2 protein-coding genes are annotated in these 18,619 nt (G+C 39.7%); both read left to right on the top strand.

Annotation, left to right across the window (positions count from 1 at the left end):
- Nucleotides 1–294 precede the first annotated feature (294 nt).
- On the top strand, nt 295–12,720 hold the full coding sequence (locus IPM92_12980) for a choice-of-anchor D domain-containing protein (protein ID MBK9109242.1): 12,426 nt from the start codon (nt 295–297) through the stop codon (nt 12,718–12,720).
- Nucleotides 12,671–18,616, top strand: a complete 5,946-nt coding sequence (locus IPM92_12975; protein MBK9109241.1) for an HYR domain-containing protein — start codon at nt 12,671–12,673, stop codon at nt 18,614–18,616. The genes IPM92_12980 and IPM92_12975 overlap by 50 nt, the downstream gene beginning before the upstream one ends.
- Nucleotides 18,617–18,619: the final 3 nt, after the last annotated feature.

The raw sequence follows: 18,619 nt of genomic DNA, 5'->3' as shown, positions 1-18,619 counted from the left end.
ATATTTGACCGAAGAATGAGTACTCTATTCATATGAAGCCAAATATTTTCATATTATTAAATTTCTGTAAATATGGTTTCTTCACGCAAAGCAGTCTGGAAGTTCAAATTTTGATATAAACCTACTGCGGTGCATTGCTTTATACCTTTTGTCAATCAAGAATGTCCGTTTTGTCCCATCAAAATGTCTGTTTTGTCAAAAATCAAATATATATATTTGGGCCATTTTACATTTCTAAGGTACTCTCGAAATAATTTTAATAACCAATTTATCAATCTAACCAACTCAATTCCAATGAATTATTCTAAGATTTTACACATTTTAGCATGCATTTCTTTGTTTTTTTCTATCAATGCATTTGCAAATACCTATACAGTTATTAATACAGCTGATTCCGGAGCAGGTTCTTTAAGGCAAGCCATAACTGACGCAAATGCAAATGTTGGCGCTGATACCATCGTATTCAATATACCGGGAGGAGGACCATGGAGTATAACCGTGAGTTCGGCTTTACCAACGATATCCGGACCGACCGTGATGGATGGGACTACACAACCCGGATTTACAAGTGGTACCCAGTCAAGCTATGTCAAAGTAGGAACTGCCTTTACCGGGACCATTTTTGCAGCTGCTAATTTGACTGGATTGACCATAAAAGGATTGGATATATCCTATACTTCGGTAAGAAATGGAGGTGGTATCCACCTAACAAACTGCAGTCAAAGTTTTATTTTAAACAATTTTATTAAAAACCGCAATTCAGGCATCATCATCAACGGCGGTCAGGATCATACGGTACAGAACAATGATTTATTTGCTACCAGTGCGAATAATGATAATCCTTCTTTATATTTTTTAAACATCACACAAGGAAGCATATCTGGCGGATTGGCAGTAAGCGGTAATAAATTTGGCGGTTCAGGACTGACTGCACTCAGGATTCATAATATGAGTAACCTGGTCATTGGAGATGCTTCCGTTATTGGATCCAATATAACTATTGAAGACAATAGTGGCTTAACAGATATGGGTCAAAGTGGTCATTATTTATTCTATTTGACAACTGTAAATAATATTACCATTGACAATATCGAAATGTCCTGGTTAGGAGGTGGTTTAAGGCATTCCAACGGAATCGTCGTTTCAAATCAGGTTACAAATAGTGGTATCACTATTAAGAATTGTGCAATCAACAACAGGTACGAAGGAATAAATTGCACTAATGGTAAAGATTATACAATTCAAAACAATAATTTAAAAGGTACCGGAGAGGGTGACCAATACGCGATTTCATTAAGCAATATAACAGCTGCAGCCATTCCCGGTGGTATATTAGTGAGCGGAAATCTTTTTGGGAGAAATACAAATGGGGTAGAAAGTCGTGGCGGATTAAAACTTAGCAATATGAGTGCCCTTACTATTGGAGATGAAACGACAGGAGTAGAAGTAAAAATTGGAGACACTAGTGGATTTAATAAAATAAATGCTAATAACACATCAGATCGAGGTGCATTATTTTTATTAAATGTATCGAATATTGTTGTTGACAACTTAGATGCTTCCTGGACTTTAGGAGGGATCATTTCTGGATTTGGAATTCGGATCAATAATACTGGATCAAATGGAAACATCACCATTAAGAACTGTGATGTTAAAAATCATTATCTCGGAATCGCATGTAGTGATGGTAAAGATTATTCTATATTCAACAATGATCTTCGGGGCTCAGGGCATGAAGACAATGCTGCACTTGACCTAAGAAGTATAGGAGAAGGAGCTATTCCCGGTGGCGTATTGGTTCATTCCAATTTATACGGTCAAAATCCTACCGGACCTATTAATCCCAATAGTATAGGCTTGTTTGTTTCAGGAATGAGTAATCTCACCATAGGTGACGCAACAACTGGGGTTGAAATAAAAATTGAAGACAACAGCGGGATGAATACATTCGGAGGTAATTCGGCTGACCGGCGGGGGATGTTGTATTTGGATGATGTAAGTAATATTACAGTAGATGATATTGATGTTTCTTACACCTTGGGCGGCATCCCGAATTCATTTGGGATTTATGTTGAAAATGAAACCAGTAGATTTAGCAATGTTTCTACAGCTCATCACAACGTTACGATCAAAAACTGCCTTGCCCGAAACCGGTCAAATGGTATCAGAATTAGAGGCGGAAAAGATTACACAGTATTTAATAATGATCTGAGAGGAAGCGGACACAATGATTATTATTCACTTGAACTCTCAAATATTCGGGAAGGAACGATTCCCAATGGTGTGTTGGTTCATTCGAATTTATTTGGGACCAATGTTGCGCAAGTAAGTAATTCCGGTATTTCTGTTCAGTATATGAATGACCTTACCATTGGAGATGCCACCACTGGTGTTGAAATTAAAATAGAAGATGGTAGTGGTTTCAATCAAATATCTGGTGCGGATGTTACTAATCAAGGAGCTTTATATCTGAATGGCGTCAATAATTTTGTGGTGGATAATCTGGACTGTTCAAAAAATACGGCTGGCCAGGGCAATTCTTTTGGAATTAAAGTTGTAAATACTACGCTCAATTCAAATATAATAATTAAAGATTGTCTTGCAGGCAACCGCAATCGCGGTATCTGGATAAATGGCGGAAGTGATTATACAGTCACCAACAACAATTTGGTGAGTAGTGGAAGTGGCAATTCAACTGCTGCTTTGGAGTTGTCTAATATTATTCCGGGAACTCTGGCTGCTGGAGTAATGGCAAGTGGAAATACTTTTGGTATCCCAAACTTTAATCGCGGCGTTGTTATTTCCGGAATGCGAAATCTTTTAATTGGGGATGCATCTGTGGTAGGAGCAAACATTATCCTCGAAGACAATAGCGGACTCAACCAATGCGTAGGAGCAGATTATAACAATCAAGGTGCGCTGTTTTTAAGCAATGTAGACAGTGTTGTTATTGACAATATAGATTGTTCAAAAGTTACCGCAACAGCAAGCAGTTCATACGGAATATATGTAAACAATGGAGTTGTTAACCAGGCAATCACCATTAAAAATTGCAAAGCAGATAATCGCTACCGTGGAATTAATTGCAGGGGTGGAAAAGATTATATAGTTCAAAACAATAGCATTACAAACAGCGGTTGGGATACAGAAGCTTTCGCTTTAGATTTTCGCGATGTTACCGCAGGAACATTAACCGGAGGTGTGTTGGTGAGTGGTAATACCTTTGGAAATGTTCCGAACACTAATAATTTCAGTAGAGCTGGAGTCCGGTTTGATAACATGAGCGATCTTACTATAGGAGATGCAACTACCGGAACAAACGTAAAATTAGAAGATGGAAATGGATTATCAGACGTGGGTTTTGAGGCAAGTAGCAGCTACGCAGTAATTGCGCTTAATAATGTAAGAAATTCCACCATTGACAATCTGGACATCTCATCTTCCTTTCCAAATCCTATTCAAAGAGGAATTGGTATCAAGATTAACAATTCAATAGGCATGAAAAATGTAATCATAAAAGATTGCAATATTCAGAATCGTCGTACGGGTATTTACATCATAGGTGGTAGAGATTATACCATCACGGGAAATAATTTTACCGGATCAGGAATTAGAAATGATGAACCAGCGGTCTGGTTGAATGGCCTTTTAAAAGAAAGTTTTGATGGGGGTATTGCCATGAGTGGCAATACATTTGGAGGAACCAATGCGAATACTGCATTGCGAGTTGAAGATATGAGGAGTTTTACCATTGGCGACAATGTTAGTGATGATATCTTTTTTGATGACGTTTCCAGTGGCTTGACGTCAGTTGGCAATAATGCCAATAGCAATGAAAGTGTATTGTTCCTCGCTCAAGTCTCTAATGTTACAATCAACGGATTACAATTATCAAAAAGCGGTGGAACTCAGTTAGGCGGTGGTTTGACAATTTCAAATGGAAGCGGTAATAAAACCATTTCGATCACAAACAACTCAATCTCAAATCGCAGAACCGGTATTCAAATTACCGGCGGTGTCGATTACACCATTACTGGAAATATACTAACGGCGAGTGGTTTGAATAATACTGATCCGGGAATCTACCTTAATGGAATTCTAGAGGGTTCTCTTGTTGGTGGTATTTCCATGAGTGCCAATTTTTTTGGCGGTACAAATTCAAACTGTGCAGTAAGATTTGACAACATGAAAAATCTTACAATTGGAGATGCCAGTGTAGGAGGTCGAAATATAACATTTGAGGATGTCACTTCAGGTTTGGATTCAATCGGAAATAATGGAAACAGCAACGAAGCAGTCCTGTTTTTTAACAATGTATCCAATGCATCGGTTGACAATGTTGACCTTACTAGAACCGGTGCAACACAAAAAGGAATCGGGATTAGAGTTGATAATAATGCAAGTAGTTATCCATTTGCCATTAAAAATTGTGCAATTGGTAATCGAAGGACCGGTATTTATCTTAGTGGTGGAAAAAATTATACTGTCCAGAATAATAATTTAACAGTTTGCGGAAGTACAACAACAGAACCGGCACTTTATATTTTGAATGCAGGTTTCAGTTCTGGTAAAAGTATTTATGATAATACCTTCGGGGGTACAAATTTCAACTATGGACTGCGACTTGATAATATCAATGATGTCATCATTGGAGACAATACAGTAGCCGGTGTTCAAATTGAGTTACTTCCTCTGGGTGGAATTAAAGAAGCCGCTGTAAGAGCAATTCATTTGGAAACCTGCAATCGGATTGAAATTGAATTGGTACAACTTTCATTGACTGGCGGGCCAGCCGGAACGGGTTTGTATATCAATGGCGGGTCTCATGTGACTGCAAAATCGCTAACCATTCAAAACAGAGTAGATGCCATAGACATTACATCTGGTTTTGGACATACCGTTGAATGTTGTGATTTGTCTTCCAACACAGATGCTTTGCAAGTTGCAAGTGGTGTAACAGGATTGACCGTAGAACAAAACACATTTGTGGGTAACACCGGATATGCAATTCAATCTGCAGCAAGCATTAAAGCAGAAAACAATTATTTCGGTGGTGGTGCGCCGCCTGTAGGAGATCCACCAAATGCTGTAACTGCATCTGTTGATTTTACTCCATTTCTTGGATCTGCACCTTCGGGTTGTCCAAGTTCAACTGCTCAGGAAATTGAACTGATCGGAAATCTAAATTTGATAGAAGATGGTTCTGTTGCTCCAACTACAAGCAATTTTACAGACTTTAGTTCTGTGAAAAATGGATCAAATGTTGTCAGGACTTTTACAATCAATAATATTGGAGGAGCTGCATTAAATATTACCTCTATTGGATTTAGTGGAACTCATGCAGCAGATTTTGTTGCAGGAGCTTTGACTCCTGCCAGTCCGATTCCTCCCGGTAGTTCAGCAACATTTAATGTCACATTTACGCCCGGAGCTACAGGACTTCGCACTGCAACATTAGATATCGTAAATGATGATGCTGATGAAGCAGCATTTGATGCGGCCGTGCAAGGTACCGGCAAGGATGTGATCCTTGTGACCAATACAAACAATACCGGCGTTGGATCTTTACGTCAGGCCATTACAGATGCTAACGCGAATGCCGATGCCGATGTCATTGAATTTGCTATTGGCTCCGGTGCACAAATGATCGTGAATACTTCTGCATTACCTACGATCATCGCACCATTGATGATTGATGGTAGTTCGCAACCTGGATTTGCTGGCACGCCCTTGATCACGATCAATTCTAATAGTAGTTTTACTTCATTTTCTGCGACAACTGTTACGGGCCTAACCATAAAGTATTTGGACATTTCGCGACCAGATGCCAATTATGATGGGTATGGAGTTGATTTGACAAATTGTAATGAGGTTTTTATTCTCAATAATATTTTCAAAAACCGTTTTCGTGGAGTCTATTCAAATGGCGGGCGAGATCACACCATTAAAAACAATGATTTTAGAAGAACCGGGGTCAATAGTAGCAACCCAGCGATTTATCTGAATAATGTAACTGCAAAAAACATTCCAAATGCTGTAGATATCAGTGGTAATTTGTATGGCGACGTTTCAGGGAATAATCGAAGTTCATTTGGAATTCGCATCAGCAACATGAGTAATTTACTCATTGGAGATGCATCCGTTGTTGGAGCCAATTTTGTAATAGAAGATGGAAGTGGTATGGCATCCACAGGGACAGGTGATGAATATTGCCTTTATCTGCAGAATGTATCCAATATTACTATGGACAATTTGGATTTCACTGCTACGACATATGGTAGACAAGGAGGTGGCATCAGAGTGCAAAATGGATCAAGCGATAGTAGCATTACCATTAAAAATTGCATAATAAATAATCGTTATTATGGTATAAATTGCTCGAGTGGGAGAGATTATACGATCCAAAATAATTATTTGAAAAAAACAGGAAATGATGCCAACAGACCTTCTTTGTGGCTGAATTCAATAATTGAGGGCAGCATCCCAAGAGGGATATTAATGAGCGGAAACGTATTTGGGGATGCAGCCAATGGATCGTTATTTGGAATCCGGATTGATGGAATGAATGGCTTACTCATAGGAAATCAAACGGTCGTTGGTGCTCATATTACGTTAGAAGATACCAGTGGATTGGGTGCCGCAGGTACAGGAGATAACTATGTTTTATACCTTATCAATGTTTCTAATACTACGATTAATAAAGTGAATCTAAATTCCATCTTTGGTTATCAAGGTTGGGGTATTGTTTTTTCAAACAACGCAAGTCATTCAAACAACAGTATCCTAAATTGTAAAATCAATACACGTTACTCTGGTATTTATTGTAGTGGTGGAAAAGATTATACGATAACAGGTAATGACTTAAGAAATACAGGTAATGATAATAACCGTCCGGCTTTATATTTATCTAATGTTCGACCTGGTAACATCCCTGCAGGTATAACTGCAAATAGCAATTTATTCGGTTTTACTTCAGCAACAACCAATTGCGGATTAAGGCTGGATAATATGGACGGTCTTTTAATCGGCGATGCTGGCGTGGTAGGCGCCAACATTGTAATTGAAGACAACAGCGGTATGAATTCAATGAACAATTCTGATTTGTCCGCATCCATATACTTAAATGGAGTATCAAATATTATGATAGACAATGTGGATGTGTCAAGATCTGCTGCAGGAAGAGATGGAACTGGAATCTATATTGAAAACAGCGGCAGTTCCGTCTATAGAAATAATATTATAAAAAATTGCAAAATCAATCAGCGTACATCGGGTATTTGGATCAGTGGTGGAAAAGATGTCACTATTAAAGATAATGATTTAAGGTATTCAGGTTATTATACCTCACGACCTGGGATCTATCTCAATGGCATATTAGCAGCTGTGCTTCCAGGTGGGATAGATATGAGTGGAAATTTATTCGGAGGCTCGTTTAACAGTTCAACTGCTCACATGGGTATTCGCATCGATAATATGCGTGATTTGATCATAGGAAATACCTCAGTTGCAGGACGTAATATCACCATTGAAGACAACAGTGGCATGAATAATATCATTGGTGAAGATTCTGGCAATCGTGGTTGTCTATACATGAACAATACACGCAATGTGCAAATCAAAAATGTTGATCTGTCTAAAGCAACTGCAGGTCAAGGCAATTCATTTGCTTTGTGGATGAATAATGGTAATAATACTTTGGTTCAAAATTGTAAGGGTTCGAATAGATATAGAGGTTTTCAATTTACTGGGGGAAGAGATTACACCGTTTTAAACAATGACCTTGATTCAACAGGTGTAAATAAAGATGATCCGGCACTTTGGTTTTCAGGTATAAGCCCTCAAATCATCTCAGGAGGCGTCAGTGCTTCAGGAAATACCTTTGGAGGACCGAATGTGCGTACGGCTCTCAGAATGGAAGGTATGAAAAATATCATCATCGGAGATGCATCCGTTGTTGGTGCTCATGTCGTCATAGAAGATAATAGCGGTATGAATAATTTAATAATTAATGACAACAATAGCAATAGCCCGAATATGTATTTGACCAATATGACAAATACCACTGTTGACAATATAGATGCTTCACGACCAGGAGCGAAAGATAGAGCCGGTATTTGGGTGGCTAATAATTTAAACAATTACAATGTCACAATTAAAAATTGTAATTTTAATAATTTATACCGCTCCATTTATTGTAGCGGTGGTCGGGACTATATAATTAAGAATAATACTATGTTGAATTCCGGTTGGACGAATGACCAACCATCCGTGTATCTTCAACATATTCAATCGGGTAATCTTCCCGGTGGTATCGATTTTAGCGGAAATAAATTTGGCGGTTCTTTATCAAGAGGTGGATTGCGTTGTGAAAATATGCGCGATCTCATCATAGGTGATTTATCTATAGCAGGTCGAAACATTACCTTGGAAGATACCTGTGGTCTAAACAACATGGGTGGGAATGGTAATAGCAATACTTACTATGTTCTTCATCTTGTAAATGTTAAAAATACGACTGTAGATAATTTGGATTTATCTCGTCCAATTGGCGCTACTCCGGCTCAGGATTTTACGGGAATTAGGATTGACAATGGTGCTGCCCATGGTCCGGTTATCCTTAAAAATTGTGATTTGCGACGCCACAAAACTGGTATTAATATCCAAGGAGGAAAAGATTATACGATAACAAACAATGATTTGCGCGCAAGTGGCGTAGAGTCAGATGAACCTGCGCTTTATGTAAGCGGGATAACACAATTGGATGGATCCATTCCAATGGGTTTAAAAGCCAGTGCAAATCAATTTGGTTGGTCCGATAATATTTTCTCCAATGCCGGAATTCGACTTGAAAATCTTTGCGGAATCAAAATTTCAAATTTTGCTGATCCTGCCAATCACATTGTTATATTGAGGTCTGATAGTCTTTCTGAGGTGAAGGGTATTAGTGGGAGCTATCCATCTGTAATTACATTGCGCAATACTTCCGGAGTTACCATAGACAGTATTGATTTATCTATTTCAGGAACACAAACCGGTACAGGTATTTATTGTGCCAATGATAACGCAAGTCAATATGGAAATAACATTCAAAATAATTTAATCAAAAATCGCCGTTTGGGAATTAGAATATTGAACGGATCAGATTATACCATCCAAAATAATGATTTTCAAAAAACCGGTATAGCAGATGATGAACCCGCTATTAGAATAGAACATGCAGCGGAAGGAAGTATGCCCGGTGGTGTTTCCATCAGTGGAAATAAGTTTGGTGGAACCGGATCATTATTTGGTTTGAAATTTGTCAAGATGTCCAACTTGAAAATATCAGATGGCACGTTCCCCGGTACCAATGTGAATCTTGGACTTTATGGAACAAATGGTTTAAGCGAAGTTGCAGCTGGCACAGGATACGTATTACATCTTTCTGATGTTTGCAATTCCGAAGTGAATACTTTGGATCTTTCTCGTTCTGGAATTGTAAGACAAGGAACCGGAATTCGATTATCAAATGGAGTTGGTAATACCATTCAAAAAGTTTATGCACAAGGAAGAGATATAGGTTTACAGGTAAATGGTAGTAAAAATGAAATGATAAAGTGTAATACATTTTATGATAATAATTTCGGCATGGATTTTATTACGCCGACCATTTCCACTTTGACTTTAATCAATAATAGCATGATGTGTAATGCTACAGGATTGCGTTCAACAGCACCTGGTACATTAAATGCCATGAACAATTATTGGGGTGCAGCCAACGGTCCATCCAATTTAGGTGGAACTGGAAATGGATATACAGGTACGGTAGATGCGACTTCTTTTCTTACCAATCAAGATGCATGTGCACCGGCTTTGCCAAATACAGACGTACTTGGAAATGCATTGCTCATAGAAGATGAGGATATCACACCAAGCTTTAATGATAATACCTTGGTCTGTGGTATTGAAGTTGGTGAGGAAGGTATTGTTCATTATGGAATGAAAAATAACGGAAGTGGGATCATAAGACTCATTGGCCCTGCTCCGGTTACAACAGTTCCATCTACTGAATTCACCGTTTTTGCGCAACCAGCCGATCTTGAATTGTTTCCTGGTGACTCAACCACTGTTTCTATTAAATTCGCTCCAACAAGTGTTGGATTATTTTCTGCTGTAGTCAATATTGCAAATTATACTTGTAATAATAATCCATATAATTTCACTGTACAAGGCAATGGTTGCGATCCATCCACAGCGGTCCTCAGTCGGGATACAGCAGTCTGTATAGGAAACCCTTCAAGTGTTAAAATTACCATCACTGGCGGAATGGCTCCATTTAATGTCACTCTTTCTGATGGCAGTCTTCATGTTTTAAATTCAAACGGGGTTCATTATATTTCAGTATCTCCTGTGAGCACTACAAATTATACGCTCCTCAAAGTAATAGATGCAAACAATTGTTGTGCAGATTTAAGTGGAAGCTCTCAAACAACTATAAATGCTTTGCCAACGCCAACCATTGTATTGACAGAAACATCAAGTCTTAATGATGATGATGGTATTATTTGTGCCAATGAAACTGCATTATTGGATGCCGGAGTTTATACCTCCTGGTCCTGGAGTAATTCAGCTTCAACGCAAACGATTTCTGTAAACACCAATGGAACTTACACAGTTACCGTTACAGATGCCAATGGATGTAGTGCGACCGATACAGAAATGCTAACAGTACTTGCAATTCCAACACCATCTATTGCTGTTACAGAAACTTCAGGTACCAGCAATAACGATGGTATTCTTTGTGCTGGAGAAAATGCAACTTTAGATGCTGGCGTTTTTCCATCATGGGTTTGGAGCACTTCAGCAACCACGCAATCCATTATGGTAAATACAGCAAATACGTATTCGGTGACGGTCACCGATGCCAATGCTTGTACCGGATCCGATGCTCAAATAATTATTGTAAATCCATTGCCGGCTGCTTCATTAAGCGATAACTTATTGGTTTGTCCCGGTACGACTTCTGTTCAGCTAAACATAAATGTTACCAGCGGAACAGCACCGCTCACTGTAATGTTATCAGATGGGAGCAGTCATAATGTTACCAGTATAGGTGTTTCACAAATAACAGTGACGGTCAGTGAACCTGGTCCGGATGTTTTTACCATTACTTCAATTGAAGATGCTAATGGTTGTTCCGGAACAGGTAGTGGAATGGCCACAGTAGATTTTGGCTCAATTGGTGAAATAGAAATCAGCGGTAATGCGACTCCAATCATGGACGGGGATAATATGCCCGATCTAGCAGATCATACTGATTTTGGTCAAACCACAGGGGCTCCAATTATACGTACCTTTACAATTACAAACAGTCATGGTAGTTTACCGCTCAATATCTCTGGTGTAAATATCGTAGGATCAACTGAATTTAGTCTGGAGACAGCACCTTCCAGTCCTGTTTCACCTTCAGGAGGTACAACCACTTTCCAAATTAAATATACGCCATCAGGAATTGGTATAGACAACGCAGTTATAGAAGTATCAAACAGTGATTGTGATGAAAATCCTTATAATTTTGCAATTATGGCAGAACAGAACTGTTCACCTCCAAGCTTTACAGCTTGCCCGAACACTGCTGTCGTTGTAAATACGGGAACCGGAATCTGTACAGGTATTGCCAACTATATCGTTACCGCCAATGGCTCACCAGCTCCTACTTTAACTTATGTTTTTAGTGGAGCAACGACAGGTAGTGGCAGTGGTACAGGAACGGGCTCATCTTTTGGAAAAGGAAATACAACGGTTACAGTTACAGCAACAAATCCTTGCGGAGCACCTACTTGTGTATTTACGGTAACGGTGAATGATTCAGAAAATCCGGTCCCTACCTGTGAATCTGCGCAAACAATATTGCTGGATGCAAATTGTAAACTGGCAGTACCGGATTTAACAGATGGAGCAACAGCAACTGATAATTGTTCGACGACATTCACATGGACACAAAGTCCAACATCAGCAACATTATTATCATCAGGCGAAGGAACAACACATACGGTAACAGTCACAGCAAATGATGGCAATGGAAACAGTGCAACATGTACAGTAGTATTAACCGGAAACGACAATACGAATCCAGTACCAAGCTGTGAAACAGCTCAAACAATTAATCTTAATTCAAGCTGTCAACTGTTAGTACCGGATCTTACAGATGGGGCAACAGCAACTGATAATTGTTCGACGACATTCACATGGACACAAAGTCCAACATCAGCAACATTATTACCATCAGGCGAAGGAACAACACATACAATAACAGTCACAGCAAATGATGGAAATGGAAACAGTGCGACGTGTACAGTAGTATTAACGGGAGACGATACTACTGCACCAATTCCTGATTGTGAAAATAATCAAACGCTTTCATTGAATGCGAATTGCGAGATTACGGTTCCAGATAAAACCAATGCAGCTACTGCATCAGATAATTGTAGCATATCATTTACATGGACACAGAATCCTTTACAAGGAGCAATGCTGCCTTCAGGTGAAGGAATGATGCATGTTGTAACTGTTACGGTTTCTGATGGTAATGGAAACTCGTCAACTTGCACTTCTGTATTAACTGGAAATGACAATGCAAATCCTGTGCCTACATGTGAAACAGCTCAGACAATTAATCTAAATGCCAGCTGTGAACTGTCTGTACCACAATCTTACGGATGGTGCAACAGCAACCGATAATTGTTCGACAACATTCACATGGACACAAAGTCCAACATCAGCAACATTATTAGCATCAGGCGAAGGAACAACACATACAGTGACAGTCACATCAAATGATGGCAATGGAAACAGTGCAACATGCACCGTAGTATTAACCGGAAACGACAATACGAATCCTGTACCTACTTGTGAAACAGCTCAAACAATTAATCTTAATTCAAGCTGTCAACTGTTAGTACCGGATCTTACCGATGGCGCAACAGCAACTGATAATTGTTCGACAACATTCACATGGACACAAGGTCCAACATCATCAACATTATTAGCATCAGGCGAAGGAACGACACATACAGTGACTGTAACAGCAAATGATGGCAATGGAAACAGTGCAACGTGCACAGTAGTATTAACCGGAAACGACAATACGAATCCTGTACCAAGCTGTGAAACAGCTCAAACAATTAATCTAAATTCAAGCTGTCAACTGTTAGTACCGGATCTTACAGATGGCGCAACAGCAACTGATAATTGTTCGACGACATTCACATGGACACAAAGTCCAACATCAGCAACATTGTTAGCATCAGGCGAAGGAACAACACATACGGTAACAGTCACAGCAAATGATGGCAATGGAAACAGTGCAACGTGCACAGTAGTATTAACCGGAAATGACAACACGAATCCAGTGCCAACGTGTGAAACAGCTCAAACAATTAATCTAAATTCAAGCTGTCAACTGTTAGTACCGGATCTTACAGATGGCGCAACAGCAACTGATAATTGTTCGACGACATTCACATGGACACAAAGTCCAACATCAGCAACATTGTTAGCATCAGGCGAAGGAACAACACATACAGTAACAGTCACTGCAAATGACGGCAATGGAAACAGTGCAACATGTACAGTAGTATTAACCGGAAACGACAATACGAATCCAGTGCCAACGTGTGAAACAGCTCAAACAATTAATCTTAATTCAAGCTGTCAACTGTTAGTACCGGATCTTACGGATGCAGCAACAGCAACAGACAATTGTTCGACAACATTCACATGGACACAAAGTCCAACATCAGCAACATTATTAGCATCGGGCGAAGGAACGACACATACAGTGACTGTAACAGCAAATGATGGCAATGGAAACAGTGCAACGTGCACAGTAGTATTAACCGGAAATGACAATACGAATCCAGTACCAAGCTGTGAAACAGCTCAAACAATTAATCTAAATTCAAGCTGTCAACTGTTATTACCAGATCTTACAGATGCAGCAACAGCAACTGATAATTGTTCGACAACATTCACATGGACACAAAGTCCAACATCAGCAACATTATTAGCATCAGGCGAAGGAGCAACACATACGGTAACAGTCACAGCAAATGATGGCAATGGAAACAGTGCAACGTGCACAGTAGTATTAACCGGAAACGACAATACGAATCCTGTACCAAGCTGTGAAACAGCTCAAACAATTAATCTAAATTCAAGCTGTCAACTGTTAGTACCGGATCTTACAGATGGCGCAACAGCAACTGATAATTGTTCGACGACATACACATGGACACAAAGTCCAACATCAGCAACATTGTTAGCATCAGGCGAAGGAACAACACATACAGTAACAGTCACTGCAAATGACGGCAATGGAAACAGTGCAACGTGCACAGTAGTATTAACCGGAAATGACAATACGAATCCAGTACCAAGCTGTGAATCGGCTCAAACAATTAATCTAAATTCAAGCTGTCAACTGTTAGTACCGGATCTTACCGATGGCGCAACAGCAACTGATAATTGTTCGACAACATTCACATGGACACAAAGTCCAACATCAGCAACATTATTAGCATCAGGCGAAGGAGCAACACATACGGTAACAGTCACAGCAAATGATGGCAATGGAAACAGTGCAACGTGCACAGTAGTATTAACCGGAAACGACAATACGAATCCTGTACCAAGCTGTGAAACAGCTCAAACAATTAATCTAAATTCAAGCTGTCAACTGTTAGTACCGGATCTTACAGATGGCGCAACAGCAACTGATAATTGTTCGACGACATTCACATGGACACAAAGTCCAACATCAGCAACATTGTTAGCATCAGGCGAAGGAACAACACATACAGTAACAGTCACTGCAAATGACGGCAATGGAAACAGTGCAACATGTACAGTAGTATTAACCGGAAACGACAATACGAATCCAGTGCCAACGTGTGAAACAGCTCAAACAATTAATCTAAATTCAAGCTGTCAACTGTTAGTACCAAATCTTACAGATGGCGCAACAGCAACAGACAATTGTTCGACAACATTTACATGGTCACAGAATCCGACATCATCAACATTATTGGCATCAGGCGAAGGAACAACACATACAGTAACAGTTACTGCTAATGATGGCAATGGAAACAGTGCGACGTGTACAGTAGTATTAACCGGAAATGACAATACGAATCCGGTGCCTACGTGTGAAACAGCACAAACAATTAATCTAAATGCAAGTTGTCAACTTTCTGTACCAAATCTTACCGATGGCGCAAGTGCAACAGACAATTGTTCGACAACATTCACATGGACACAAAGTCCAACATCTGCAACATTGTTAGCATCAGGCGAAGGAACAACACATACGGTAACAGTTACTGCAAATGATGGCAATGGAAACAGTGCAACATGTACAGTAGTATTAACGGGAGACGATACTACTGCACCAATTCCTGATTGTGAAAATAATCAAACGCTTTCATTGAATGCGAATTGCGAGATTACGGTTCCAGATAAAACCAATGCAGCTACTGCATCAGATAATTGTAGCATATCATTTACATGGACACAGAATCCTTTACAAGGAGCAATGCTGCCTTCAGGTGAAGGAATGATGCATGTTGTAACTGTTACGGTTTCTGATGGTAATGGAAACTCGTCAACTTGCACTTCTGTATTAACTGGAAATGACAATGCAAATCCTGTGCCTACATGTGAAACAGCTCAGACAATTAATCTAAATGCCAGCTGTGAACTGTCTGTACCAAATCTTACGGATGGTGCAACAGCAACCGATAATTGTTCGACAACATTCACATGGACACAAAGTCCAACATCAGCAACATTATTAGCATCAGGCGAAGGAACAACACATACAGTGACAGTCACATCAAATGATGGCAATGGAAACAGTGCAACATGCACCGTAGTATTAACCGGAAACGACAATACGAATCCTGTACCTACTTGTGAAACAGCTCAAACAATTAATCTGAATGCCAGCTGTCAACTGTTAGTTCCAAATCTTACAGATGGAGCAAACATTAGTGACAATTGCTCAAGTTCATTCACATGGAGTCAAAATCCAACATCAGCAACATTATTAGCATCGGGCGAAGGAACTACTCACACAGTAACAGTCACTGCAAATGATGGCAATGGAAACAGTGCAACATGTACAGTAGTATTAACCGGTAATGACAATACAAATCCAGTACCTAGCTGTGAAACAGCTCAAACAATTAATCTAAATGCAAACTGTGAACTGTCTGTACCAAATCTTACGGATGGGGCTACAGCAACAGACAATTGTTCGACAACATTCACATGGACACAGAATCCGACATCATCAACATTATTAGCATCAGGCGAAGGAACAACACATACGGTGACAGTTACTGTTAATGATGGCAATGGAAACAGTGCAACGTGTACAGTAGTGTTAACCGGAAATGACAACTCGAATCCGGTGCCTACGTGTGAAACAGCTCAAACAATTAATCTAAATTCAAGCTGTCAACTTTCTGTACCAAATCTTACAGATGGGGCAACAGCAACTGACAATTGTTCGACAATATTCACATGGTCACAGAATCCGACATCAGCAACATTATTAGCATCAGGCGAAGGAACAACACATACGGTAACAGTCACTGCAAATGATGGCAATGGAAACAGTGCGACGTGTACAGTAGTGTTAACCGGAAATGACAATACGAATCCAGTGCCTAACTGTGAAACAGCTCAAACAATTAATCTAAATGCAAGTTGTCAACTTTCTGTACCAAATCTTACAGATGGGGCAACAGCAACCGACAATTGTTCAACAACATTCACATGGACACAAAGTCCAACATCATCAACATTATTAGCATCAGGCGAAGGAACAACACATACGGTGACAGTTACTGTTAATGATGGCAATGGAAACAGTGCAACATGTACAGTAGTATTAACCGGCAATGACAACACGAATCCGGTGCCTACGTGTGAAACAGCTCAAACAATTAATCTAAATTCAAGCTGTCAACTTTCTGTACCAGACCTTACAGATGGGGCTACAGCAACAGATAATTGTTCGACAACATTCACATGGACACAGAATCCGACATCAGCAACATTATTAGCATCAGGCGAAGGAACAACACATACAGTAACAGTCACTGCAAATGATGGCAACGGAAACAGTGCAACATGTACGGTAGTGTTAACTGGAAATGATGTCACAGCACCGGTAGCTGTTTGTGAGGATCCTCAAAACGTCAATTTGAATGCAAACTGTATGTTAGTGGTACCTAACCTTACGGATGGAGCAATGGCTACAGATAATTGTGCCACAAGTTTTACCTGGAGTCAGAATCCATCAGCAACAAGTAGCCTCTCTTCAGCACATAATATGACGCATACGGTAACTATAACCGTAAATGATGGAAATGGGAATTCTTCCACATGTACTACTGTGCTGACAGGTAAAGATGTAACCATGCCAGTGATGACTTGTCCTGGTAATCAAGTGAGAGGGATGACCGAAGGATTATGCCGCTATGTTGTTCAAGCTACTGAATTTGATGGAACAGCATCCGATAATTGCGGTATAGTATCTAAGACCTGGACATTGAGTGGAGTAGAATCCGGATCTGGAAGTGGTTCATTAAATGGACAATATTGGAAAAAAGGAATAACCACTATAACGTGGTTGGTTTTGGATGCCGCAGGCAATTCAAAAAATTGCAGTTTTAAGGTAAATGTAAAAGATTTGGAACCACCTATGGCTACTTGCCCTGTAGATTTGACAGTTACCACCCTACCAGGCCAGTGTAGCGTTCCTGCAGGTTCAGTCAGCTTGGGAACTCCGACTGTCTCTGATAATTGCGGAATAAAATATCCAATTACAAATAATTCACCTTCGAGTTATCCAGTTGGGGTCACTAATGTGAAATGGACCGTAAAAGATTCTTCGAATAATGTAAAAACCTGTATTCAAAAGGTGACCGTTATTGCCTATACATGTGGCCAACCCGTTACGGTTTATCACCATGATACCACGTATTCAAGTGCAAAAGTATCCTGGTCTGCGGGTACATGTGCGGGTAGTTATCAATTGAGAATTAGAAGGGAAATATCTCCCGGAGTGTGGACTGCCTGGTCAAGCTGGACCAATTCTTCGGGTCCATTAACGCATTTGTTTAATGGATTAGAAGATGGAAGTTACTATCAATATCAGATCAAGTCTAAATGCGGAACTACATTTTCGATTATTGTGAATGGTTGGTTCCATACCTTGACATTGCCACCTTTGAAAAAACAGGATAATGGATTCACAGAGTTCAAAAAAGTGGAAGAGCTTGATAATACTGAACTTTATATCAAATCATCTGAAATCCCGGAATTAAAAGCCGTACCAAATCCTGCGAAGGACCTGGTATCGATTCAGCTCAATGGATTTTCTTTTGCAACTAAATCATTGACCATGACAGATATGTTCGGTAAACTAATATTTAATGTGATCCTTGATAAATCAGAAAACGAGCTTGAATTGGATTTGAAACAATTGAACGTCAAAGCTGGAATTCATTTTATCAGAGTTAGTGATGGTGCGAATCAAAAGACAATACAGCTTATAGTGGTATTGTAAGAA

The sequence above is a fragment of the Saprospiraceae bacterium genome, from assembly GCA_016719615.1.
Classification (GTDB): domain Bacteria; phylum Bacteroidota; class Bacteroidia; order Chitinophagales; family Saprospiraceae; genus Vicinibacter.
Note: the sequence above shows the minus strand (reverse complement) of the source record. Positions and strands in the feature narration are given on the sequence as shown.

Coding starts and splice junctions, on each gene's coding strand:
- IPM92_12980 (MBK9109242.1), top strand. CDS start 295: ATGAATTATTCTAAGATTTTACACATTTTAGCATGCATTTCTTTGTTT.